The organism is Rhodococcus sp. WS3, from assembly GCF_003797085.1.
GTDB classification, from domain to species: domain Bacteria; phylum Actinomycetota; class Actinomycetes; order Mycobacteriales; family Mycobacteriaceae; genus Rhodococcus_F; species Rhodococcus_F globerula.
This window is the reverse complement of record NZ_RKMA01000001.1, coordinates 350046-373268: the sequence shown is the minus strand read 5'-3', so window position 1 is coordinate 373268 and position 23223 is coordinate 350046. Positions and strand designations below refer to the sequence as shown.

General features: G+C 62.8%; 23 protein-coding genes and 1 riboswitch. Of the genes, 12 read left to right on the top strand and 11 right to left on the bottom strand.

The annotated features are described in order from the left end of the window. Positions 1-46 precede the first annotated feature (46 nt). Both gcvT and EEB13_RS01610 read left to right on the top strand, forming a co-directional pair. Positions 47-1147 carry a glycine cleavage system aminomethyltransferase GcvT gene (gcvT, locus tag EEB13_RS01615; protein ID WP_141484475.1) on the top strand — a complete coding sequence of 367 codons (1101 nt, stop codon included), beginning with the start codon at positions 47-49 and terminating at the stop codon, positions 1145-1147. Positions 1148-1179: 32 nt separating this feature from the next. Further along, on the top strand, positions 1180-2283 hold the full coding sequence (locus tag EEB13_RS01610) for a branched-chain amino acid aminotransferase (RefSeq protein WP_033231041.1): 1104 nt from the start codon (positions 1180-1182) through the stop codon (positions 2281-2283). A 116-nt stretch (positions 2284-2399) separates the two neighbouring features. Here the strand turns inward: EEB13_RS01610 and EEB13_RS01605 are convergent, their stop codons facing one another. Genes EEB13_RS01605 through EEB13_RS01590 form a run of 4 tightly spaced genes read right to left on the bottom strand, consistent with a single transcriptional unit; the run spans position 2400 to position 5566 of the window. Beyond that, entirely contained in the window at positions 2400-3167 is a 768-nt protein-coding gene (locus EEB13_RS01605) for an adenosylcobinamide-GDP ribazoletransferase (RefSeq protein WP_141484474.1), read from the bottom strand. Between the two features lie 2 nt (positions 3168-3169). Continuing rightward, positions 3170-4324 carry a nicotinate-nucleotide--dimethylbenzimidazole phosphoribosyltransferase gene (gene cobT / locus EEB13_RS01600; RefSeq protein WP_141484473.1) on the bottom strand — a complete coding sequence of 385 codons (1155 nt, stop codon included), beginning with the start codon at positions 4322-4324 and terminating at the stop codon, positions 3170-3172. 31 nt (positions 4325-4355) lie between these two features. Beyond that, a complete protein-coding gene (cobU, locus tag EEB13_RS01595) occupies positions 4356-4907 on the bottom strand; it encodes a bifunctional adenosylcobinamide kinase/adenosylcobinamide-phosphate guanylyltransferase (protein ID WP_261984424.1) in 552 nt (183 codons plus the stop codon). Between the two features lie 2 nt (positions 4908-4909). After that, the gene (locus tag EEB13_RS01590; protein ID WP_045070330.1) at positions 4910-5566 is read right to left on the bottom strand and encodes a DUF3043 domain-containing protein; all 657 of its coding nucleotides are present in this window, start codon (positions 5564-5566) and stop codon (positions 4910-4912) included. 101 nt (positions 5567-5667) lie between these two features. On the opposite strand from EEB13_RS01590, the gene EEB13_RS01585 reads away from it, so the two are divergent. The 3 genes from EEB13_RS01585 to EEB13_RS01575 all read left to right on the top strand — a co-directional run bounded on the left by EEB13_RS01585 (position 5668) and on the right by EEB13_RS01575 (position 8316). Beyond that, positions 5668-6729 (top strand): glycerate kinase, encoded by a 1062-nt coding sequence (locus EEB13_RS01585; RefSeq protein WP_141484472.1) that lies wholly within the window; start codon positions 5668-5670, stop codon positions 6727-6729. Positions 6730-6872: 143 nt separating this feature from the next. Further along, the gene (locus tag EEB13_RS01580) at positions 6873-7223 is read left to right on the top strand and encodes a HesB/IscA family protein (protein WP_033231036.1); all 351 of its coding nucleotides are present in this window, start codon (positions 6873-6875) and stop codon (positions 7221-7223) included. Between the two features lie 118 nt (positions 7224-7341). After that, the gene (locus tag EEB13_RS01575; RefSeq protein ID WP_033231035.1) at positions 7342-8316 is read left to right on the top strand and encodes a carbohydrate kinase family protein; all 975 of its coding nucleotides are present in this window, start codon (positions 7342-7344) and stop codon (positions 8314-8316) included. Positions 8317-8384: 68 nt separating this feature from the next. Here the strand turns inward: EEB13_RS01575 and asnB are convergent, their stop codons facing one another. Then, positions 8385-10310 (bottom strand): asparagine synthase (glutamine-hydrolyzing), encoded by a 1926-nt coding sequence (gene asnB / locus EEB13_RS01570; protein ID WP_045070326.1) that lies wholly within the window; start codon positions 10308-10310, stop codon positions 8385-8387. A 321-nt stretch (positions 10311-10631) separates the two neighbouring features. Here asnB and EEB13_RS01565 point away from each other — a divergent pair, with 321 nt between their 5' ends. The 4 genes from EEB13_RS01565 to EEB13_RS01550 all read left to right on the top strand — a co-directional run bounded on the left by EEB13_RS01565 (position 10632) and on the right by EEB13_RS01550 (position 13541). Continuing rightward, positions 10632-11696, top strand: coding sequence for a cytochrome c oxidase subunit II (locus tag EEB13_RS01565; protein ID WP_033231033.1), 1065 nt, complete (start codon positions 10632-10634; stop codon positions 11694-11696). A 39-nt stretch (positions 11697-11735) separates the two neighbouring features. Next, positions 11736-12152, top strand: a complete 417-nt coding sequence (locus EEB13_RS01560) for a cytochrome c oxidase subunit 4 (RefSeq protein ID WP_033231032.1) — start codon at positions 11736-11738, stop codon at positions 12150-12152. A 109-nt stretch (positions 12153-12261) separates the two neighbouring features. Further along, the gene (locus EEB13_RS01555; protein WP_141484471.1) at positions 12262-12570 is read left to right on the top strand and encodes an antibiotic biosynthesis monooxygenase family protein; all 309 of its coding nucleotides are present in this window, start codon (positions 12262-12264) and stop codon (positions 12568-12570) included. Further along, on the top strand, positions 12567-13541 hold the full coding sequence (locus EEB13_RS01550) for a helix-turn-helix transcriptional regulator (RefSeq protein WP_033231030.1): 975 nt from the start codon (positions 12567-12569) through the stop codon (positions 13539-13541). The genes EEB13_RS01555 and EEB13_RS01550 overlap by 4 nt, the downstream gene beginning before the upstream one ends. 83 nt (positions 13542-13624) lie before the next feature. Here the strand turns inward: EEB13_RS01550 and EEB13_RS01545 are convergent, their stop codons facing one another. The 4 genes from EEB13_RS01545 to EEB13_RS01530 all read right to left on the bottom strand — a co-directional run bounded on the left by EEB13_RS01545 (position 13625) and on the right by EEB13_RS01530 (position 17975). After that, a complete protein-coding gene (locus tag EEB13_RS01545; protein WP_222839799.1) occupies positions 13625-15247 on the bottom strand; it encodes a cytochrome b in 1623 nt (540 codons plus the stop codon). 59 nt (positions 15248-15306) lie between these two features. Next, on the bottom strand, positions 15307-16449 hold the full coding sequence (locus EEB13_RS01540; RefSeq protein WP_033231028.1) for a ubiquinol-cytochrome c reductase iron-sulfur subunit: 1143 nt from the start codon (positions 16447-16449) through the stop codon (positions 15307-15309). After that, the gene (locus EEB13_RS01535) at positions 16446-17297 is read right to left on the bottom strand and encodes a cytochrome c (protein ID WP_080711563.1); all 852 of its coding nucleotides are present in this window, start codon (positions 17295-17297) and stop codon (positions 16446-16448) included. The genes EEB13_RS01540 and EEB13_RS01535 overlap by 4 nt, the downstream gene beginning before the upstream one ends. Before the next feature lie 63 nt (positions 17298-17360). Further along, the gene (locus tag EEB13_RS01530; protein WP_033231027.1) at positions 17361-17975 is read right to left on the bottom strand and encodes a heme-copper oxidase subunit III; all 615 of its coding nucleotides are present in this window, start codon (positions 17973-17975) and stop codon (positions 17361-17363) included. Positions 17976-18103: 128 nt separating this feature from the next. Between EEB13_RS01530 and EEB13_RS01525 the strand changes: the two genes are divergently transcribed. Together EEB13_RS01525 and trpD are read left to right on the top strand one after the other, a co-directional pair. Then, positions 18104-18592 (top strand): hypothetical protein, encoded by a 489-nt coding sequence (locus EEB13_RS01525; RefSeq protein WP_187328470.1) that lies wholly within the window; start codon positions 18104-18106, stop codon positions 18590-18592. A 109-nt stretch (positions 18593-18701) separates the two neighbouring features. Next, complete coding sequence (gene trpD, locus EEB13_RS01520; RefSeq protein ID WP_033231025.1) at positions 18702-19793, top strand: anthranilate phosphoribosyltransferase; 1092 nt, start codon at positions 18702-18704, stop codon at positions 19791-19793. A 3-nt stretch (positions 19794-19796) separates the two neighbouring features. On the opposite strand, the gene EEB13_RS01515 is transcribed toward trpD, so the two are convergent. Together EEB13_RS01515 and EEB13_RS01510 are read right to left on the bottom strand one after the other, a co-directional pair. Further along, on the bottom strand, positions 19797-20072 hold the full coding sequence (locus EEB13_RS01515; RefSeq protein ID WP_033231456.1) for an Lrp/AsnC family transcriptional regulator: 276 nt from the start codon (positions 20070-20072) through the stop codon (positions 19797-19799). A gap of 40 nt (positions 20073-20112) precedes the next feature. Further along, positions 20113-21894, bottom strand: coding sequence for a DEDD exonuclease domain-containing protein (locus EEB13_RS01510; RefSeq protein ID WP_410055740.1), 1782 nt, complete (start codon positions 21892-21894; stop codon positions 20113-20115). Between the two features lie 524 nt (positions 21895-22418). Next, a riboswitch (cyclic di-AMP (ydaO/yuaA leader) is annotated at positions 22419-22596 on the top strand. Between the two features lie 14 nt (positions 22597-22610). On the opposite strand from EEB13_RS01510, the gene EEB13_RS01505 reads away from it, so the two are divergent. Further along, entirely contained in the window at positions 22611-23186 is a 576-nt protein-coding gene (locus EEB13_RS01505) for a C40 family peptidase (protein WP_033231024.1), read from the top strand. Positions 23187-23223 lie beyond the last annotated feature (37 nt).

The window sequence follows — 23223 nt, the reverse complement described above, 5'->3', positions numbered from 1 at the left end:
TGCGGCGAACATGTTTCGGTGACGGAAGTCCGATAGGTTGTGGGCCATGACCGACGAACAACTCTTGCAGGGTCCGATCCACGCTGTGCACGTCGAACTGGGTGCGACGTTTGCCCCGTTCGGTGGCTGGCAGATGCCGGTGTCGTACGCCGGCGTAGTAGCCGAACACACTTCTGTCCGTGAGAATGTCGGCCTGTTCGACGTCAGTCACCTCGGCAAGGCCGTGGTGCGCGGTACCGGTGCTGCGGAGTTCGTGAACTCGGCGCTGACCAACGATTTGGGCAAGATCGGTCCGGGCAAGGCGCAATACACGTTGTGCTGCAACGAGTCCGGTGGAGTTATCGACGATTTGATCGTCTACTACGTCAGTGACGAGGAGATCTTCCTCGTGCCGAATGCGGCAAACACGGCAGATGTTGTTGCCGCGATGGTGGCGCTCGCGCCGGACGGAATCACCGTCGAAGATCAGCATCGTGAATACGGCGTGTTGGCCGTGCAGGGTCCGAAGTCGGTTGACGTTCTGACTGCGCTGGGCTTGCCTACGGACATCGAGTACATGGCGTTCGAGGACGCTACGTGGAATGGTGTTCCGGTTCGCGTGTGCCGCAGTGGCTACACGGGCGAGGTCGGCTACGAACTTCTGCCGCGCTGGGCCGACAGTGAGCCGCTGTTCCGCGCGCTTCTCGAGGTTGTCGAAGCTCAGGGTGGGCAGGCCGCCGGACTCGGCGCGCGCGACACCCTGCGCACCGAGATGGGCTATCCGTTGCACGGGCATGAGCTTTCGCTCGAAATCTCACCCCTCGAAGCTCGCTGCGGCTGGGCTGTCGGCTGGAAGAAGCCCACGTTCTGGGGCAAGGAAACCCTTCTCGACGAGAAAGCGGCAGGCCCGGCGCGCAAGTTGTGGGGAATCAAGGCACTCGATCGTGGTGTGCTGCGTGCGGGGCTGAGCGTTCTGCGCGACGGCGAACCCGTCGGGGAGACCACGTCCGGAACGTTCTCGCCGACGCTCAAGGTCGGAATTGCGTTGGCGCTCCTCGATTCCGGTGTGGGAATCGCGGCCGGTGACGAGATCGAGGTCGACGTCCGCGGACGTGCGCTGCGGTGTGTTGTCGTGTCGCCGCCGTTTGTGGAGACCAGCACCAAGTAAGGGGATTGTGCGCGTTCGATAGGATTGCCGCCATGACTGGTGCCGCCAATTTCGTTCGTGTCCAGAGCTCGACCCCGAAGTCCGACGCCGAGCGCCGCGACATCTTGGCGGCGCCCGGTTTCGGGAAGTACTTCACCGATCACATGGTCTCCATCGATTACGCCGAGGGTAAGGGCTGGCATAACGGTCAGGTGTTGCCGTATGGAAACATCGAGCTCGACCCTGCGGCGATGGTCCTGCACTATGGTCAGGCCATCTTCGAAGGGCTCAAGGCTTACCGCCAGCCGAGCGGCGACATCAGCTCCTTCCGCGTCGAGGCCAACGCCGAGCGGTTCGGGGCTTCGGCCCGTCGCCTCGCGATGCCCGAGTTGCCGACCGAGATGTTCGTGGACTCCATCACCGAGCTGGTCGACGTCGACATCGAGTGGGTTCCGGCAGCGGGCGGCGAAGACGCCTTGTACCTGCGTCCGTTCATGTTCTCGACCGAAGCCGGCCTCGGTGTGCGTCCCGCCAAGGAATACCGCTACCTGCTGATCGCATCACCTGCCGGCGCGTACTTCCCGCGTGGCGTCAAACCGGTCAGTGTGTGGCTGTCCACTGAATACGTGCGCGCTGCGCCCGGCGGAACGGGAGCTGCCAAGTTCGCAGGCAACTACGCAGCTTCACTCCTGGCCCAGGCTCAGGCTGCTGACGAAGGCTGCGACCAGGTGGTGTGGCTCGACGCGATCGAGCGCACGTATGTCGAGGAAATGGGAGGCATGAATCTGTTCTTCGTCTTCGGTTCCGGCCCCGATGCTCGCCTTGTCACTCCGTCGCTCTCGGGTTCGTTGTTGCCCGGTATCACCCGTAACTCACTGCTGACACTGGCAGCCGATTCGGGCTTTGCCGTCGAAGAGCGCAAGATCAGCACCGACGAGTGGCGCACCAAGTGCAAGAGCGGCGAAATTACCGAGGTATTCGCTTGCGGCACAGCGGCAGTCATCACGCCGGTCGGTCGCGTCAAGTCCGCCGAGGGTGAATTCACCATCGCCGACGGTGAGCCCGGCGAGGTCACCATGGCGCTGCGCGACACCCTCACCGGCATTCAGCGTGGTACGTTTGCCGACACCCACGGCTGGATGACCAAGCTTCACTAGTTCATTGCTCGCGCGGCGAGACGACTTCATTGCTCGCGCGGCGAGACGACTTCATTGCTCGCGCGGCGAGACGACGGCAGAAGAAACGCCGTAATCTCGTCGCGCGCAGCGATCGTTCAGATTCCGAGAGTTAGCCCGACGGCAGTGATCGTGACCGTCAATTCCAGTGCAAATCCGAGAACATCACCGTTGAGGCCACCGAACCGGCGGACGCAATGACGCACGCAGACAACGCTGATCAGTAGCGCAACGGCGGCGACAAGTGGTCCGAGCCACCATCGGTCTGTCACCAGAACCGACGCGGCAAGCAGGGGAGCGGTCCAGGCGGCAGCCGCCCACCACGGCTGCGAATCGGCAACCAGCGCACCGAATCCGGTAGTGCTCGACGCGGGAATCCCTCGGCGGCAGGCAAAAACGACGGCAACTCGTCCCGCGGCGACGGCGACAACCACGCCTGCCCACTGGGCGGGAGAGTCTGCTGCAGCCAAAACGCCGAACGATACTGCTTGCAGCCCAAGGAATATGAACAGCGCGGCCACCCCGAACGGCCCCGCGCCGCCACTGTGCATGACCTCTCGTGCACGCTCAGCGGGGCCGTAGCACCCCAAGCCGTCGACGGTGTCGGTGAGGCCGTCGACGTGCATGCCGCGGGTTCCCAGTGCGATCGCGCCCACTGTCAGTAGGCCCGCAAGATAGGGGTTGAGGCCGATACTGGTCGCGCCCCACAAGATTGCGACCGCAAAGGCTCCGAGCGCGATCCCGGTGAGGGGCGCGGCCGCGATTGCGCGCCGACCAGCGGTGCGGTTGATGTCCGACGGACCGCGTACCGGCAGTACCGTCAGCCAGGAAAATGCCAGTGGCACACCGGAAAGCGCGCCGGCCACGGTCAGTCCGCCGTGTCTGTCTTGGTGAGCTCGACAGCCTCGGGTTCGGCGGTGGGTTTGCTGCCCTCGGTGCTCACGCCCGCTTCGCTGAACGTAGCCATCTTCGCAAGGATGGCCACCGCACCCTGCAGGATCGGCAGCGCTGTCACCGCACCGGAGCCTTCGCCGAGTCGCATGTCGAATTCGACGATCGGGGTCAATCCCATGCGCGTCAAGGCAATGGTGTGTGCTGGTTCGGTGGAGCGGTGTCCGGCCACCCACCAGTCCCGGGCGCCGAAAGCCAACTCGTCCGCAGCCATGGCCGCAGCGGTCACGACAACGCCGTCGAGGATGACGGGAGTGCGACGCGATGCTGCCTGGGCGAGGAAGCCGGCCATCGCGGCAAGATCTGCGCCGGAAACCGTTCGTAGCAGTGCGACGGTATCGCGGACGTGCGGCCGGGCGCGGCGCAGTGCGTCGCGGATGGCTGCGGTCTTGCGGATCCAGCCTGCGTCGTCGATGCCGGTGCCGCGGCCGACTGCTGCGACGGGCTCTGTGTCTGTCAGTGCCGCGATCAGTACCGTGGCGGGCGTCGTGTTGCCGATACCCATGTCGCCGGCAATGAGAAGGTCTGCGCCCCCGTCGATTTCCTCGTCGGCAATAGCTCGGCCGGCTGCGATGGCCTGCAGAGTTTCCTCATGGGTGAGGGCGTCTTCGCGATCGATCGAACCGGAGGAACGGCGCACCTTGTAGTTCGAGACCGCAGGATCGGTATCCACTTCCACCGCGATGTCGACAACGCGCACGGTTGCGCCGGCAACCTCGGCGAGTACGTTCACCGCTGCGCCGCCGCCGAGGAAGTTGGCAACCATCTGCGCGGTAACTTCAGGTGGATAGGCAGATACGCCGTTGCGGGCGATGCCGTGGTCGCCCGCGAACACGACCACGCGGGGACGGGCGAAAGCATGTGGGGGACAAACACCTTGGCAGGCTGCAGCCCAGCCTGCCAGTGCTTCCAGCCGGCCAAGCGATCCGGCGGGCTTGGTGAGGTCGAGCTGGCGAGCATCGGCGAGAGCCCGAACGTCGCGATCCGGCGGAGTAACCGGCTCGAACTCCGCGTTACTGACAGCCGCGCTACTGACAGCCGCGCTACTGGTGGAGTTCGCTTCGGTGCTCACTTCGTGCCTTCCGGTTGTGCAACAGTAAATTTCACGCTGAGGGCTCTTTCAAGACGAGTGGTAGTCCTGCGACCACCAGCACAACACGATCGCACACCGCTGCGACGCGGGCATTGAGCGAGCCGATTTCGTCGCGGAACAACCGGCCCGATCGGGTTTCCGGAATCACGGCCAAACCAACTTCCGGGCTGACCAGGACCAGTGATCCGCGGTAGTCGCGCACACTCTCGATCAGCGCATCGACCGCGGGCGTGATGGTGCCGCGCGGTGCATCCCAGGCGCCGCGTCGATCGAACTCGCCGGTCAGCCAGGTACCGAGATCATCGACCAGGGTATCCGTCGAATTGTCGTTGCGGAGCGTGCGCTCGAGATCGCCATCAGCCGCAGTTTCGACGGTCGACCAGTGAACCGGTCGCCGGACGCGGTGCTGGTCGATGCGGCTTTCCCAGTCGGTGTCGGTGTGGTCGCGCCGGGCTGTGGCGACGTAGCGAACCGGCGATCCGGGAGAAAACAAAGCCTCGGCGTGCGCGGACTTACCAGACCGCGCGCCGCCGAGGACCAGAGTTCTGACAGGGTTCGACACGCTCAGATTGCGTCGCCGGGTCCCACGCGAGGCTTCGGTGCGCGAAGTTTGCGGATCTGCGACGCGCGGACAAACGCGTACCAGCCGAGCTTGAACCCTCCGTCGGTGCTCTCGGGGAAGCGCTCCGCGACGCGGTTGTTGATCATGCGTCCGAGCCAGATGCCTTCACCGACCATGAACAGCATCATCACGAGCATGGCGAGCGTGACAATCGCTTGCAGCTGCGGCGTCACGAACATCGTCATGATCAGGACGAGGGCCAGTGGCATGAACAGGCCGACGAGGTTGCGGCGGGCGTCGATGAAATCGCGAACGTACGCGCGGACGGGTCCCTTGTCGCGGGGGAGGAGGTACTTGTCCTCACCGGCGAGCATGCGCGCGCGACGGTCTGCCGACGACGCACGGCGCTCGGCAGCTTCGACTTTGCGCTCCTCCTTGGAGCCGCGTGTCGCTTTTCGGCGTGCGCGGGCTTCCTTGGACGTCAGCGGAGCGGGCGCGACCGGTCCGCGCTTCTTGGCTTCGGCGTCGCGACGCTTGGGTGTGGGGCGACCCTTGCCCACCTGCTCGGTGGACGCCTCGTCAGAGGCTGAGGACGCCTCAGTGACCTCGACGTCATTTTTGTCGGAGTTGTCTGAGTCACCGCGGCGTAGCAATTTCACCCCTCCAGGCTATTGGATAAGTGCGTCCTCTGGGAAACCGACCTCGGTATTTCTGCTGATTGTGAAACATCGGCGACACCGACCGCCCCTACACTTCGCCCATGCGGGTAATTGTTGCTCCTGACTCCTTCGGTGACACCTTGACTGCTACCGCCGCCGCACACGCGATTTCCGACGGTTGGGGACGGGCGCGATCCGGCGACGAGATCATCTGCGCACCACAGTCCGATGGCGGCCCGGGATTTGTCGATGCGCTGGCAGTTTCTGGTGGTGAGATCCGGAATGCGCATGTATCGGGCCCACTGACCACTCCGGTTGATGCTCGTTGGCTTCTCGACTCGGACACCGCATACATCGAGTCCGCTCAGGCCTGTGGACTTGCCCTACTCGGCGGCCCGCCAACCAGGGAGAGCGCGCTCACGGCGCACAGTCGCGGTGTCGGAGACTTGATCGTCGCAGCTCTGGACGCGGGTGTGACGAAGATCGTGATCGGGCTCGGTGGAAGTTCTTGCACCGACGGTGGACGCGGGCTTGTCGACGCACTGGGCGGGGTGCAGTCTGCCTGCGCCGCACTCCGAGGCATCGAACTGGTCGCTGCCACCGACGTCGAGAACCCATTATTGGGCGAGATCGGCGCGGCCGAGGTGTTCGGACCGCAAAAAGGAGCAGACGGCAGTGCTGTCGAGATCCTGGAACAACGGAACCGGGAGTGGGCGTCGACTCTGGGGAGTGGAGCCGGCCGATCCGTGGCGGAGTTGCCCGGTGCGGGCGCGGCCGGAGGAATCGGCGCCGCGCTCTTCGCTCTGGGCGGTGACCGCCGCTCCGGTGCGGAAGTGGTGGCGGAGCGGACACGTCAGGCGGAACTTCTCGAGTCCGCCGACCTGGTCATCACCGGCGAAGGAAAATTCGACAGCCAGTCACTGCGCGGAAAACTGGTCACATCCCTCGCCGCCGCAAGTGCGTCGTACGGCGTCCCGACGCTTGTTCTGGCCGGTCAGGTCGAACTCTCGGCGTCCGACTACGAGAGGTTCGGGATAGTCGGCGCGGAATCCGTCACCGACTTCGCCGGATCGATCGAGGACGCCATGCGCGACGCATCGATCCACCTGCGCGGACTGGCCGAAGAGACAGCGCGCGAGTGGAGCATCTGGCGACGCGGGTGAACGCTGCCGAGGCGTCGTTGCCGACGGGCGTGGAAAGGTTAGGATGAAGACGAATCGCACACGGTAGTGAACTGGCGGGAATAAGTCGGCAGAGGCGTACCGTTGAAGCGTTCACGGGTTGGTATGAACATTAGGGAGAGCCCATGACTGTGCAGAACGAGACCGCCACCCACGGCGTCACGATGACCGAGTCCGCGTCCGCGAAGGCGAAGGCACTCTTCGATCAGGAAGGTCGCGACGACCTCGCACTGCGTATTGCAGTGCAGCCGGGCGGCTGTGCCGGACTGAAGTACCAGCTGTTCTTCGACGACCGGAGCCTCGACGGCGACCTCACCGTCAACTTCAACGGCGTCAACCTGGTTGTCGACCGGATGAGTGCCCCGTACGTCGAAGGTGCATCCATCGACTTCCTCGACACCATCGAGCAGCAGGGCTTCTCGATCGACAACCCCAACGCCACGGGCTCATGCGCCTGCGGCGACTCGTTCAACTGAGTCGAGTCGATCACAATTTCAGACATAACAACTGACGCGGAACCGGTAATCGGTTCCGCGTCAGTTGTATGAATTCTTCATTCAACGTCCACTCACTTTCGCTGAAAGGCCTCGATCCGTGACTATTGCGGTAACCGGTTCCATTGCCACCGACCATCTGATGCGTTTCCCCGGCCGCTTCGCGGATCAGCTGCTCGCCGACCAGCTTGCGCATATCTCGCTCAGCTTCCTGGTGGACGACCTCGTGATTCGTCGCGGTGGAGTCGGTGGAAACATCGCGTACGCGATGGGTGTTCTCGGTGGATCGCCGCTGCTGGTCGGCGCGGTGGGCGCCGACTTCGCCGAGTACCGCACCTGGCTCGAGGACAACGGCGTCGATTGCAGCGCGGTCCGGATCTCCGACAAGGCGCACACTGCGCGTTTTGTGTGCACCACGGACGAGGACATGGCCCAGATCGCCTCGTTCTACCCCGGAGCGATGAGCGAAGCCCGTGAAATCGATCTCGCGTCGGTAGCCAAGACGGCCGGTGCCCTCGATCTGGTTCTGATCGGTGCAAACGATCCCGAGGCCATGGTCCGCCACACCGACGAATGCCGCGAGCTCGGAATTCCGTTTGCCGCCGATCCGTCGCAGCAGCTTGCACGCCTGTCGGGAGAGGAAGCCAAGGCACTCATCCACGGTGCCAAGTATCTCTTCACCAACGAATACGAGTGGGGACTCCTCCAGCAGAAGACGGGCCTGAGCGAGGAGGAGATTCGCGCACAGGTGGGTATCCGCGTCACGACGCTCGGCTCGAAGGGTGTCGAAATCGTTGACGCCGAGGGCAATTGGGTACGCGTCGACGTGGTGCCCGAAACCGGCAAGGTTGATCCGACTGGTGTCGGCGACGCCTTCCGTGCAGGTTTCCTGCTTGCCCACGGCGCGGGTCTGAGCTTCGAGCGCGCCGCGCAGTTGGGTTCACTCGTGGCTGTGCTGGTCCTCGAGACCGTCGGAACGCAGGAGTGGGTCTTCAATCGCGACGAGGCGCTCAAGCGTCTCACCGACGCCTACGGCAGCGCCGCCGCAGACGAGATCGCAACGATTCTTCCCTAGGGGGCTACGCCCCCTGTGCGCCTTTCTGGTAGTGCGAACTACCAGAAAGGCGCACAGGGCCGAAGGCCCTAGATGTTGACCGGGTACACCGGTTCCTGGATCTGCGGAACAATCCGCTTCTCCACGAAGATTCCGTGCCACACCATGAAGGTCAGCACGGTCCACAGACGACGGCTGTGATCGGAAACGCCGTCGCGGTGGTCGTTGAGCATCTTCACGACCGCTGCCTTGTCGAAGATGTGATCGGTGCCGGACTCGGCAATCTGCAGATGTGCCCAGTCGAACAGTTCGGTTCCGCGCAGCCAGTGGCGCAGCGGTACGGGGAATCCGAGCTTCGCGCGATGCAGAACATGATGCGGCACAATGCCTTCGAGGGCCTGACGCAGCGCGTACTTCGTGGTGTCCTTGGTGATCTTCTGATCCAACGGCACCCGCGACGCGACGTCGAACACCTCGTTGTCGAGGAACGGCACTCGCAGTTCGAGTGAGTTCGCCATCGTGACCTTGTCAGCTTTGACGAGGATGTCGCCGCGAAGCCAGGTGAACAGGTCCAGGTGCTGCATACGGGCAACCGGATCCCAATCGCGAGACTGCGCGTAGATCGGCGCTGTGACGTCCTGATGCGTCCACTCCGGGCGGAAATCGCGCAGAACGGCGCGCAACTGGGCGTCGTTGAAGCTGCGCGCGTTGCCGTAGTACCGCTCTTCGAGGGTCAGCGAACCGCGGTTGAGCAGGCTCTTGCCGCGCGTGCCATCCGGGATTCGCTCGGACAACTTGCCGGCTGCCCGGCGCAATCCCTTGGGGAGGTACTCGAAAGGCTTCAGCGACAACGGTTCACGGTAGATCGTGTATCCGCCGAACAGTTCGTCCGCGCCCTCGCCGGACAGTACGACCTTGACGTGCTTGCGCGCTTCCTTCGCGATGAACCACAGGGGGATCAACGCGGGGTCCGCGACGGGGTCGTCGAGATACCAGACGATTTCGGGGATCGCGGCAGCGAACTCGGCGGGGGAGACCACCTTCACGATGTGCTTTGCGCCGATCGCGGCGGCCGACTCGGCCGCCACGTCGACCTCCGAGTAGCCCTCGCGCTCGAAACCGGTGGTGAAGGTGATGAGGTTCGGGTTGTGGCGCATGGCGAGCGCGGCGATCGCGGTGGAGTCGATACCGCCGGACAGGAACGAACCGACGGTCACGTCGGCACGCATGTGCTTGGCGACGGAGTCCTCGAGCGCCTCGGCGATTTCCTGGTAGCGAGCCTTCTCCGTGCCCGGCGCAAACGGCTTGGCCGGGAACTTGGGCGTGAAGTATCGCGTGATCTGCGGCTGCTCACCCGGACGCACCCGCGCGAAACTGCCGGATTCGAGCCGACGAATCTCCTTGTGCAGCGTTTCCGGCTCCGGAACGTACTGCAGGACCGTGTAGTGCTCGATCGCACGCGGATCCAATTCGGTGCCGATTCCGATCAGATCGGTCAGCTCGAGCAGACTCTTCTTCTCACTGCCGAACGCCGTGCCGCCGGTGCCCGTCGCGATGAACAGCGGCTTGATGCCGAAGGGGTCGCGAGCGATGAACAGCTCGCGCGTATCGGTGTCCCAGATCGCGAATGCAAACATTCCGCGAAGGCGTCGTACCGCGTCCTCGCCCCAGTAGTGGAACGCGGCGACGATGGCTTCGGAGTCGCCTTCGGTGAAGAACTTCGCGTCGTGATCCTTCGCGAGCTCCGCGCGGATCTCGAGGTAGTTGTAGATCTCACCGTTGAACGTCAGGGCATAACGCTCCGGATTCTCCGGCGGGCCCCAGCGCAGCGGCTGATGCGAGTGCGCGATGTCGATGATCGACAACCGATTGAAACCGAACACGAGATGGTCGTCGTGCCACGTCCCCTGTTCGTCGGGTCCGCGGTGACGCAGGCAGTGCAGTGCCTGGTCGACCTGTGCGACGGCGTCGTCGCTGGTTCCGCCAGATGTCAGTAGCCCGAGCAGTCCACACACAGCGTCCGGTTCCTCGATTCAGAATTTTTTATTGCAGAAGGCTCCCGGACGTAAGCATCGGGGAGAGGTCAACGAACTCTTCCTGGAAAGTATGCCGCAGATCCGTCTCTGCGCCGATCACAGACGAACGAATCGCAGTGATGTAGGTCGCTGACGATGCCTGACCTGTTCCTGAGCTGCGCCTGAGAGATTTGTGTGACGTCCGACGCGACACGGTGAAGGACCCGGGGATGGATACCGCCCACCTTTGGTCTACGCTGCGTAGTAATTGGGCCTTCCATTCGAGGTGCCCTAGTTGAATTTTGCGGCGATCAGGAAGGCGTGAACGTGGCGCAAGGTCGGATCCTTCGGCGAGCTGGGCTGGCAGTATCTTTGGGCATTGCTGCCTTGCTGCTGTCGGGTTGCTCCATCGACAATGAAGTGCTTCGTTTCGGGTGGCCCTCGGGCATCACTCCTGAAGCGACGCGCATGCGAGAACTGTGGACGTGGTCGGTTGTCGCCGCCCTCTTCATGGGTGTGCTGGTGTGGGGACTGGTCTTCTGGGCAGTTATCTTCCACCGTAAGAAGAAGGACTCACCGGAGTTCCCGCGTCAGACGGCATACAACGTGCCGCTCGAACTCGGTTACACGGCAGTTCCGTTTGTGATCATCGCGGTTCTGTTCTACTTCACCGTTGTCGTCCAGAACCATGTTCTCGAGCGCACGGAGAACCCGGACGTCGTCGTCGACGTCACTGCGTTCCAGTGGAACTGGAAGTTCGGTTACCGCTCCATCGAGTTCGGTGACGGTACCGCCAAGTACAACGGCATCGATCTCGAAGCCGAAGAGGCAGCCAAGGCCGAGGGCGCGACTGTCGACGCCCACGGCGAAGAGGTTCCCGGCCCGATCCACGGAAACAGCGTCCAGGATCTGAGCTACCTGCACTACGACAAGATCGAGACCGTCGGAACCAGCTCCGAGATCCCGATTCTCGTTCTTCCGACCGGTAAGCGCATCCAGTTCGAACTGGCCTCCTCCGACGTGATTCACGCGTTCTGGGTTCCCGAGTTCCTGTTCAAGCGCGACGTGATGCCGAACCCCAAGGAAAACCACTCCGACAACATCTTCCAGATCAGTGAGATCGAGAAGGAAGGCGCATTTGTCGGGCGCTGCGCCGAAATGTGCGGCACGTTCCACGCGATGATGAACTTCGAGGTCCGTGCGGTTTCGCCCGAGGACTTCGCCAAGTACATCGAACTGCGCAAGGGTGACGATCAGGGCAACGGCGGTCTGAGCACCGCTGAGGCATTGTCGGCAATCGGTCAGTCGCCGGTGGCTACGTCGACCACGCCGTTCAACACCGACCGCGAGTACCGTCAGGCAACAGTCGCCACCGCAGGCAACTGAGCCGGCCAGCCTCCTCACTGAACAAGGACAAGTGCTGATATGAAGATCGAAGCCAAGCTCTTCGAGATCCTGACGCTGTTTTTCATCCTCGTCGCGATCATCTACGGTGTGTTCACCGCTCTGTCCCGTACGGGAATCGAGTGGGCCGGACTCACGGCCATCGTTCTGTCTGCGGGCCTGACGCTCATCGTCGGAACCTACTTCCGCTTTGTCGCCCGTCGTCTGGACACTCGTCCCGAGGACTACGACGACGCTGAAATCTCGGATGGTTCAGGCGAGTTGGGCTTCTTCAGCCCCGGTAGCTTCTGGCCCATGCTGCTGGCTGCTTCGGCTGCCATTGCCGCGGTGTCACTGGCGTACTTCCAGCCCTGGATGATCGTGGTTGGAGTTGTCCTCATCATCGCGACCGCAGCCGGTCTGGTGTTCGAGTACCACGTCGGACCTGAGAAGCACTAGCACAAACGCTCTCGACAAAGAGGCGCCGAACCCTTCGCGGGGTTCGGCGCCTCTTGCGTTGGGGCGGGGGAGCGCAAGAGATCGCGTCGTCCTCTGCGACACTCGACACATGATCCTCGAACATGCACTGCTCCAGGTTGATCCGGCTCTGTCCGAAGAATTCGAGAAGGCGTTCGGTACAGCAAAGTCCATCATCTCCGCGGTGCCCGGCTTTATCCGTCTGCATCTCTCGCACTGCGTGGAATCGCCGCAGCAGTACCTACTGCTCGTGGAGTGGGAGAGCCTCGAAGCGCACACGGTGGGCTTCCGGCAGTCCGACGGCTACCAGCGGTGGCGCGAGTTTCTCCATCACTTCTACGACCCTTTCCCGGTTGTCGAGCACTACGAGACGGTGGTCGAGGAAGGGTCCCCGACATGAACCGAACTACCGAACTGGCAGAATTCCTCGACATCGCCTTACGTGGTCGGATCGAGAGCGTCGCCGAGCTTGCCGAAGTGACGGGCGGTTCGATGGATACGACCGAAAAGACAGTGGCGCGGCTCGAAGAGTTCGGATTCCTTTCTGTCGCAGACGGCGTCATCACCTACCGACGCCCCGACGCCACCGTCGCCGATGTCACGCAGCACATCCTGGCCGGTGTGGCGCACGACCTCGAGTCCGGTATTGCCAGGACACAAGGGATACTCCAATCGCTTCCCAAGTTGTTGCAGGCCTGGGAGCACGGTGACTCCGATGTCCACGGTCTGCCCATCGACGTGATGCACGGGCCGTTTGCCGCCCCGGACATGTACAAAATTCAGGCTTCACGTTCGAAGCCCGTCGCGTCGTACGCATGTATGCCTGACACAGTGCCTCTGTACACGGTGCTGGCCGAGAAGAAGCCGGGCTCGTACTGGGAGGAAAACGGCGGTCCCAACCACGACATCCGTCTGATCGTCAGCACAGTCGACGCGAACACCGAGTTGGGGCGCAATCAGATCACGCATGAAATCAACGCAGGCTCCCAAGTTCGGATGCACCCGAATCCACCGAGCTTCTTCTGGATACTCGATCACACGAGTGTCGGAATCCCCTTCACTTGGGGAGAAGCGTGGCCGAGCAGCATGATGTCCATCCAGTCCCCGACACTGGCGGGCATCATGACTTGGATCTACCACCGGGTGTGGGAGGAAGCAGTACCGGTCGCGGACCACGGTCATTCGTGGGAGAACCCGTGGGATCCGATATTGAAACTGATGAATTCAGGTTTGACGATGGAATCCGCTTCAATTGCCCTGGGATTGACTCCTAGGACGGGCAGGCGTCGGGTCGCCGACGCCATGCGTCATTACGGTGTGTCCAGTCAATTCTCACTCGGCGCTGCCTGGAGCGCCTCGCGCGGACACTAGCGCACGAAAAAGACACGGTCGCCACAACCTCTCTTTCGAGAGCGTTGCGGCGACCGTGTCTTTTTCGTGTTGCTGCTGACGATCTAGTGGAGTTCTCCAGTGGAATCGTCGGCCTTGCCGTTGCCACTGCCATTGCCGTGGATGCGGTTCTGGTAGTCGAGCAGAATTTGAAGCTGCTCATGCTCACCGGCATGCTGTGCGGCTTCGAGAGCTGCGCTCTCCTCCACCGGGTCTGCCTTGGTGAGGCTGCCGGTGCCGGGCTTGCCGGCCAGGCCGAGCTTGTTCATCTTCTTCGGAACAGCTGCACCCTGGTACTCGAGGGCGATCGGGTGACCGTGATCGTCGACGGGTCCGAGCGGCTGGTGGATTTCGATGTACTGGCCGTTCGGCATCCGCTTGATGATGCCGGTTTCGATACCGTGCTCGAGCACTGCACGGTCACTGCGCTGCAAGCCGATGCAGAAGCGGTACGTCACGAAGTACGCGAGCGGCGGAAGCACGATCATGCCGATGCGGCCGATCCACGTCATTGCGTTCAACGAGATATGCAGGTGGTACGCGATGATGTCGTTGATGCACGAGATCGTCAGGACCGCGTAGAACGCGATAGCCATTGCACCGATTGCGGTACGAACCGGAACGTCGCGAGGACGCTGCAGGATGTTGTGGTGAGCGTCGTCTCCGGTGAGGCGCTTCTCGATCCACGGGTACGCGAACAGCATGGCGAAGACGAGGCCCATGATCAGGGCGACGGCAAACACTGCGGGGATCGTGTACCGGTCGAACAGGTAGATCTCCCAGGCGGGCCACAGTCGTGCGAGTCCGTCCGTCCACATCATGTAAATGTCAGGCTGAGAACCAGCGGAGACCTGAGATGGGTTGTACGGACCGATGTTCCACACGGGGTTGATCTGGAACAGACCACCGAGCAGTGCAAGCACGCCGAACGTGATGGCGAAGAATGCGCCACCCTTCATGGCGAAGACCGGAAGAATGCGAACGCCGACGACGTTCTCTTCGGTACGGCCGGGGCCGGGGAACTGCGTGTGCTTCTGGTACCAGACCAGCGCGAGGTGGCCGGCGATCAGCGCGAGGATGATGCCAGGGAAGAGCAACACGTGAGCGACGTAGAGACGCGGGATGATGAGGTCGCCGGGGAAGTCACCGTCGAAGATCATCCAGTGCATCCAGGTGCCTACCACCGGGATACTCATCGTGATACCACCGAACGCGGCGCGGAGGCCGGTGCCGGAGAGCAGGTCGTCAGGAATGGTGTAACCGAAGAAGCCTTCGAACATCGCCAGGACCAGCAGCAAGCAGCCGATGACCCAGTTAGCTTCACGCGGGCGTCGGAACGCACCGGTGAAGAAGATACGTGCGAGGTGCACGATGATCGACGCGGCGAACATCAATGCGGCCCAGTGGTGAATCTGGCGTACGAAGAGACCGCCGCGAACCTCGAACGAGATGTTCAGGGTGGTCTCGTATGCGCGTGACATCGTCACACCACGAAGAGGCTGGTATGCGCCCTGGTAGGTGACGTGCGCCATCGACGGATCGAAGAACAGCGTCAGGAACACACCCGAGATGAGCAGGATCAGGAAGCTGTAAAGCGCGATCTCGCCGAGCATGAAGGACCAGTGCGTCGGGAAGACCTTGTTGATCTGACGACGCATACCCGCTGCGAGGTGGTAGCGCGAGTCCATTGCCTCCGCTTGACCTGCTGCAGCAGCGGCGATCTTTGTCGGTTTTGTGGTGGTTGTGGTCACGGTCGACGCTCCCAAAATGCCGGGCCGAGTGCTTCGATGAAGTCACCGTCGGCGACTAGGAAGCCCTCTTCGTTCACTGTAATAGGCAACTGCGGAAGTGCGCGAGCAGCGGGACCGAAAATCGGCTTGCCGTACTGCAGTGCATCGAACTGCGACTGGTGGCAGGGGCAGAGAATACGGTTGCTCTGCTGTTCGTAGAGCGAGGTGGGGCAACCAAGGTGCGTGCAGATCTTCGAGTAGGCGAAGTAATCGCCGTAGTTGAAGCTCTCCTGGCCCTTGCGCTTGGTGACCCGCTCGGTGTCTTCCGTACGCAGACGGATGAGCATGACCGAGTTGCGGATGCCGCGCAGCGCAGCGAGCAACGCGTGCTCGTCACCACGATCGGATTCACGGAACGGGAAGACCGTTTCCATGGAGCCGGCGTCGAGGTCCTCCGGGCGGACGAGAACGATGTCCTCGGGGCGTCCGGTGTCACGACGAAGGTAGATGGTCTCGCCGGGGTAGTTCGGGGTCCAGCCGGACACCCAGAGCGGAGATTCGTCGCCCTTGGCCCACGGGTTCTTGATGAGGCCGCCGAGAGGCATGATCATCATGACGCCGAGTGCGCCACCACCGAACATCAAGCTGCGCTTGATGGCCTTGCGGCGGGGGAAGGTGGACGTCTCCAACGTGTCACTGAGTTCGGCGACGATCGTCCGGCGGTCAACCTCAGCGGATCCACCGTCGTGGCGGTCCTGGATGGACACCTCTTCGGGGATGAACTTCTTGGTGAACTGGACCGCACCGATTCCGACACCGAGGATCGCGAGACCCATGGTCAGACCGATCAACGGTGTGTACAGGCTGTACTTGCCGTAGTTCTCGTCACCGGCGCCGGCGTACTGCCAGGGCCAGAACAAGTAGATCGCGATGAATGCGATCGCCGAGACGCCGGCGAGGCCGAACCAGAACGCAACATTGCGCTCGGCGCGCTTCTCTGCCTTGGTGCCTTCGACGGCCCAGCGGTCGCGACGGTAGACAACGTCGACGCCGTCGAGATTGGTGCCCAGGGTGACCAACTCGTCGCGAGTCATCGCTTCGAGTTCCTCATCCGTGTACTTCTTTGGCGTATCGCCGCCCTGCTGGCCAGCGTCGCTCATGACCTTGCTCCGATCCACAATGCTGCACCAACGACAGCGACGATTCCGGCGGCCCACATGAAGAGACCTTCAGAGGCCGGACCGATGCCGCCGAGACCGTAACCACCGGGGTTCTTGGCCTCTCCGGACGACTTCACGTAGGCGATGATGTCTTTCTTTTCCTCGATCGAGAGCTGACGATCGGAGAACTTCGGCATGTTCTGGGGGCCGGTGACCATAGCGGCATAGATCTGCTGCTCGTTGGCGGGGTCCAGGACCGGTGCGTACTTGCCCGAGGACAGTGCGCCACCGCGGCCGGTGAAGTTGTGGCAAGACGCGCAGTTCAGGCGGAACAGTTCGCTGCCTCGGCCGATGTCGCCACCGCGAAGCGAGGACTGAGCGATTTCGCCGTTCTCGTCACGAATGAGCGTCGGGCCGCCACCGTTGGCCTGGATGAAAGCACCCAGGGCATCGGTCTGTGCAGCGTCGAACTTGGGGTCCTTGCGCTGAGCCTGTGCCTCGTTGCGTGCTGCAGGCATACGACCGGTCGAAACCTGGAAGTACACTGCCGCCTCGCCGACACCGATCAGGCTGGGACCGCGGTCCGCGACACCCTGAAGGTTGGCTCCGTGGCACGTGATGCACGACGTGTCGTACAACTGCTTGCCTTCACGGATAAGCGCGGCTGAATCGTCGCTTGCAGTAGCGACCTGCGGAGCGGGTGTCAGTGCCGAGGCGAGGAAACCTGCGCTGATCAATCCCATCATCAGTACGAGCGCTCCGGTGACACGCCGGCGGATCTTCCGCTGGCGACGCGTCTTCGCGGCGGTCGCTGTTGTATCGGATGTGGGAGGGGGGGATGAACTCATCTGTATCCCTTTGGTATGTCGGGACGGACTGGACGTCAGGGGCTGCCTGTGGCGTTCAGCTGATTAACGGATGAAATAAATCGTTGCGAACAGCGCGATCCACACGATGTCAACGAAGTGCCAGTAATACGAAACGACGATCGCTGCGGTTGCCTGAGCCGGCGTGAACTTGCTGACTCGGGTGCGTGCGATCAAGAAAACGAAGGCGATGAGACCGCCGATGACGTGCATGCCGTGGAAACCGGTGGTCATGTAGAACACCGAGCCGTAGACACTGCTGGCGATTGTGGTGCCCTCATGCACGAGGTGGTAGTACTCGTAGCCCTGGCCGGCGACGAAGAACGCCCCCATGACCAAAGTGATGGTGTACCAACGTCGAAGTCCGAAGACGTCGCCCCGCTCGGCCGCGAACACGCCCATCTGGCAGGTGAATGAGGATGCGATCAGCACCAACGTCACCGGTACAGCCAAATAAAGGTTCAATTCGGTAGGCTCCGGCGGCCAATTGCCCTCCGGTGCCTGCGCCCGTGCCACGAAGTACATGGCGAAGAGCCCTGCGAAAAACATGAGCTCACTGGACAACCACACGATGGTGCCAACGCTGACCATATTCGGCCGGTTCAGCGAGTGCACGCGTTGGGTGATTGCCGATCCTGAAGTCCCTACTGCGCTCGTCACAGACAGAAGTATGACGCTTCGTCGTAAGAGACGGCCACTCGGGTCCGTCATCGGCGCGTCGTAAGGCTCGAGTTCGCGATTTCGGTCGGCGTACGCGCAGGTGGCGACACTTTGAATATGCTGACGCGATGGCAGCTACACAACAGAGTAGACGTTGGTACCTGAGAATTTTCAGCAGAAAAGTTTCGCCTCCGCTGGATCCGTCGAGAGCCGACCTCGAGATCGTCGCCGAAGGTTTCGACGATGTGGAATCGTGCTCGACCGCTTTGGAGCGAGGGGCCTCCGCGCCGCCTCGCTGGCGACCGGATTCGGAGGCAGTGCTGCGCCACCATCTCGACCTTCCGGAGGCAGCACTCGGAGAGGCCGAGTCGATCGTCGCTCAGGACGGATATCGGCGCTCGGTGACAGCCGCGGATAGCGCGTCGAGCGATGGCAACGGTGTGGTTCGGGTGGTGTTCGAACGCGTCCAGCTTCTGGACGCGCTGCACTGCTCGCAGGAGCGATCGCGGATGGCAGGTTTGGCTCAACGGTTGGGTGGGTCAGTCGCGGGATGGGACGCGCTGCAGCCGGGGGATGCGGCGCAGTCAGGTCCCGGCAAGGGCCGACGAACAGTGTGAGCGGACCAATTCGCGACCGCCGCACGGTGACTGACTAGGCTACGTATGTCAGATACATCGCGATTTGATTCGACTGAAAATTTCGACTGAACATAGGGGACCGAAGTAGATGGCCGGCACCGACGCAACCAACGCTGTGAACTCCGATTCGAGCGGTGTCGTGCGGTCCTGGCCGATGATTCTCGGTCAACTCACCGATGGTTCCGATTTGTCGAGCGACGATTCCCGTTGGGCGATGAGCGAAATCATGTCCGACAACGCAAGTTCGGCGCAGATCGCCGCCTTTGGTGTCGGGTTGAAGATGAAGGGCGAGACACCCGCAGAGTTGCAGGGCCTTGCCGACGCGATGCTCGAACACGCTAAAGCGGTGCCGGTCGATTCCGATGTGGTCGACATCGTCGGAACCGGCGGCGACCGCTCCAACACCGTCAACATCTCGACCATGGCTTCGATTGTGGTGGCCGCCTCGGGAATTCGAGTGGTCAAGCACGGCAACCGGGCAGCGTCGTCGAAGAGTGGCGGCGCCGATGTGCTCGAAGCACTGGGTGTTCGGATCAATCTGGGCCCGGAAGACGTGGCTCGGTGCGTAGACGAGGTCGGAATCGGTTTCTGCTTTGCGCCGGTATTTCACCCGGCCCTGCGATTTGCGGCAGTGCCACGGAAGGAAATCGGCATCCCGACGGCCTTCAACGTGCTCGGGCCCTTGACCAATCCAGCTCGGCCGCGTGCCGGATTGATCGGGTGTGCCTTCCCGAAGCTGATCTCCGTTGTTGCGGGAGTTCTTGCGCAGCGCGGTAATTCGGCATTGGTCGTTCGCGGCGACGACGGACTCGACGAACTGACGACATCCACGACGTCGACGGTGTACATCGTTGCCGACGGAGCGGTTCGAACCGTCACACTGGATCCGCGAGATCTGGGCATCGCTCGGGTACCACTGGACGAATTGCGAGGCGGCGACGCGGACGTGAACGCTCAGGTCGCGCGCACCCTGCTGTCCGGTCAGCCTGGCCCCGTCCGGGACGCGGTGCTACTCAACGCGGGCGCGGCGATCGCGGCCTTCAACGGAGTCGGTGACGACCTGGAAGGTGCGATTGCCGCGGGAATGGCCTCGGCCGCTGTCGCAATCGACAGCGGCGCAGCTGCGGAACTGCTGCGGAGGTGGGCGTCGCTCACCACCGCGCTGACCGAAGGCGCCTGAGAGTCATTCGCCGAGCGAGAACCCAGCTTCGACGTCGGCGCTGGAGAAGGACTGGAACGCAATGTGAGTGGCGGTTCGCGTCACTCCGGGAACCTTGTTGATCCGGCCGGTGATGACCTCTGCGATCTGGGCGTGGTCACGGACCCGGACTACCGCGATCAGGTCGACGTCGCCTGCGCAGGAGTACACCTCGCTGACTCCGGGGATGTCGGCGACGGCCTGAGCAGTCTCCGGGATTCGGGCCGATTCGGCGTGAATCATGACGATCGCATTGATCATGTCGCTCCTCTGGTTGCGCGGTGCTGTGCTGTGGTCGAGCTTATGTCCTCGCGTCGCCGCGCCCATTCCAGGCATCACGATGGTTCTCTGCACGCTCGGATTCGTTTCCAGCCTTGGCGAGGTGGCACCAGTCTTCCCACCGCCCTGCGCCGCACGCCGGCTCGGTGTAGCCCGATGTGGCGGAGACGATCCTGATTCCGTCCGATCCGAGCCAGCGGACGACGAGCGCCAGTTCTTCCGGGGGCGCTCCGCGCAGCGGTGTGTTGTCGGGAAGTGCGGTTTCGGCCGATGCGACGAGGGCGTCGACCACGGGCATCGGGTGAGTCCCGGCTCGGGCAAGGCCGGCCGAGGCGAGCCTGCCGGCGCGGATCACGGCCAATTCCCAGCCGCCTTCCGGCGCGGGGCGCGCCAGTACCAACTGATCGATGGCGGCGACGGCGGCGAGCTTTTGAGTGCGTCGTACTGCTACGGCAACTGCGGCAGTTCGGTCGCGCAGTCTGGCCGCGTTCTCGAACAGTGCGGTGGCAGCGAGTTGCTCGATGCGCGCTTTCATTCGTTGAAGCGGCATGTCGTGCACGCCGGCGAAGAACTCCCGAACGTCGGCGACTGACACCGCATAGCGCTCCGCGGTGTCATCTCGGGCTGCCGGGCACGAGCCCAGTTCGCGTGCGGGGCAGGCAGGCCCGTGCACGGCGCCAAGAGGTATCCGCTTGGTGCAGGTACGCAGCCCGGTGAACTCGCACACGGTCTCTGCAATCTCCTGCGCGCTCGCGCGGGACGTAAACGGTCCGATCGAGTGCGGCGTCGGGCTACGCACCACGGATAGCCGGGGGAAGGCCTCGTCCGTGAGAACGATCCACCATCCGCGTTTGGGAAACTTGGAGCGGCGGTTGTACGGCGGAGTGTGTGCCACGAGGAGCCGGAGTTCGCGTACTCCGGCCTCCAGGGCGTGAGCACACTCCACATGATCGACCCGGGTGGCAAGGGCCACCATCTCCTTCATGCGCCCACGCGTCTCGGAACCGGTGAAGTAGCCCCGGACGCGGCGGCGCAGGTCCACTGCCGTCCCTATGTACAGCGCTTCGTCGGACGGGCCGCGAAAGAGGTAGACGCCCGGCCTTCGGGGGAGGTCTGCGGCGAAGGAGCGTTTGGCGCGTTGATGAGCCGAGATGTTGGGGAGATAGTCGATCAGCTCGCTGTAACTGTGTACGCCTTGGTTGCCGACCCGATCTATCAGGCCGTGGAGCACGTCGACGGTGGCTCTGGCGTCGTCGAGCGCTCGGTGCGTCGGTTGGGTGGAGACGCGGAACAGATGCGCGAGCGCAGAGAGCTTGACCGAGGGTGCTTCGTCGCGGGTCAGGACACGCCTGGCGAGTTTGACGGTGCAGAGAACCTGGAACGGTGGCCAAGGCCGGGCCGTGCGGGAAGCTGCCGCCTTGAGGAATCCGATGTCGAAGGGCGCGTTGTGGGCAACGAGTACGGAACCCTTCGCGAACTCGAGGAACGCGGGTAGAACGCGATCGATGCGCGGAGCGTTGATCAGCATGGCATCGGTGATGCCGGTCAGTTCGACGATGTACGGCGGGATCGACCGCCCGGGATCGACCAGAGTTGCCATCTCGCCGAGCACCTGGCCACCGCGAATCTTGACGGCACCGATCTCGGTGATCGAATCGTTGTCCGCGCTTCCGCCGGTGGTCTCGAGGTCGACGACTACAAACGTCGTGTCGCTGAGCGGAGTGTCCAGCTCGTCGAACGACAGTTGACGGCCGATATCCGGATCGGCGTCAACGGCGGCCTTGACAGCGTCGGCATGACTCACAGCGCAAGACAGTAGAGGGAGGGGCCGACAGGAATCGGTCGCTTCGGCGCGAGGACCAAGAGAAGTTGAATTCGGGACTAACGGGCATCGCACGCACCCCGGCATTTGGTCGCCCGTGACCTAAAAGAGACGAGCGTCACAGTTGGGCGATTTTCGAGGTGCGTCGGCGCCTTCGGTGTCGCACTCGGGTGGAGTGGATCTGGCTGCGTTGCCTGGCGTGTGCCGACTCGTAATCCACCTCGGGTGAAAAGGGGCCTACCGGTACGTAACTGGTGCTGATCTGGGGTAAGTCACGGATTGCCGGGCCGGATCGAATCGGGTCGACTCACGAGAAATGGTTCACGACGTTACGGAAACCGGACGTATCGTTATCCCGCTGTGACCGTTTTGGCGTATCGAGCGCGACTGCGCGGAAATTCGGATGAATCGCACGCGAAATTGGCGATGCGGTCGACATCGCCGCGATCATTTCGTAATCTTCCTGAGACCTAACGAAGTCTTGCCGGGCCACAAAGGACCGGCTTCGTCAGGAACCGCCTAATCGGGATCTCCGCGAGGAACCCGAACCGGGAACCCAAGTTTCACTGGGGTGAATCCCGCCTGGGGCGTAGCAAGCGTCATCGCTACGGACCACGCGGGTAGGGCTGATCTTCCCAGCCCGAACCCGTCAGCTAACTCGGTCGGCGGACGAATGGAAGAAATGGAGCACCCCTTAAGTGGCGTCACAAAGTTTGAAGCGTTCGGCAACACTGGTTGTCGCCGGCGCACTTGCAGCCGGAGCCTTTGCTACAACCGCTGCGCCTGCCTCGGCAGACCCCATCACCATCCCCGGTGTCGGTACGTTCGACATCCCGGGCGTCTCGATCCCCGAACTTCCCGTTATCCCCGGTGTCACGGACAACCCCGCGTTTGCGCCGATTGCACAGGCTGCACCCGCCGCTCCCATCTCCACCCTTGGTGAGCAGGCTGTTCGCGCCGCAGAGAGCAAGCTGGGCGCCCCGTACGTGTACGGCGCGGCAGGCCCGGACGCGTTCGACTGCTCCGGTCTGATCCAGTGGGCTTACAAGCAGGCCGGCCTCAACATCCCCCGCACGAGCTACGACCAGGCTGCAGCCGGTGTCGCAGTTGCACAGTCCGATCTCCGCGTCGGCGACGTCATCTCCTTCTACGGCGGATCGCACTCGGGCATCTACGCGGGCAACGGAAATGTCATCCATGCTTCGACCGCGGGTCAGCCCGTGAAGCTGGCACCCGTGTCGTCCATGCCGTACGACGGTGCTCGCCGCTTCTGATCCGGTGTCACCGATCGGGTACCTGTGAAGGTCGACC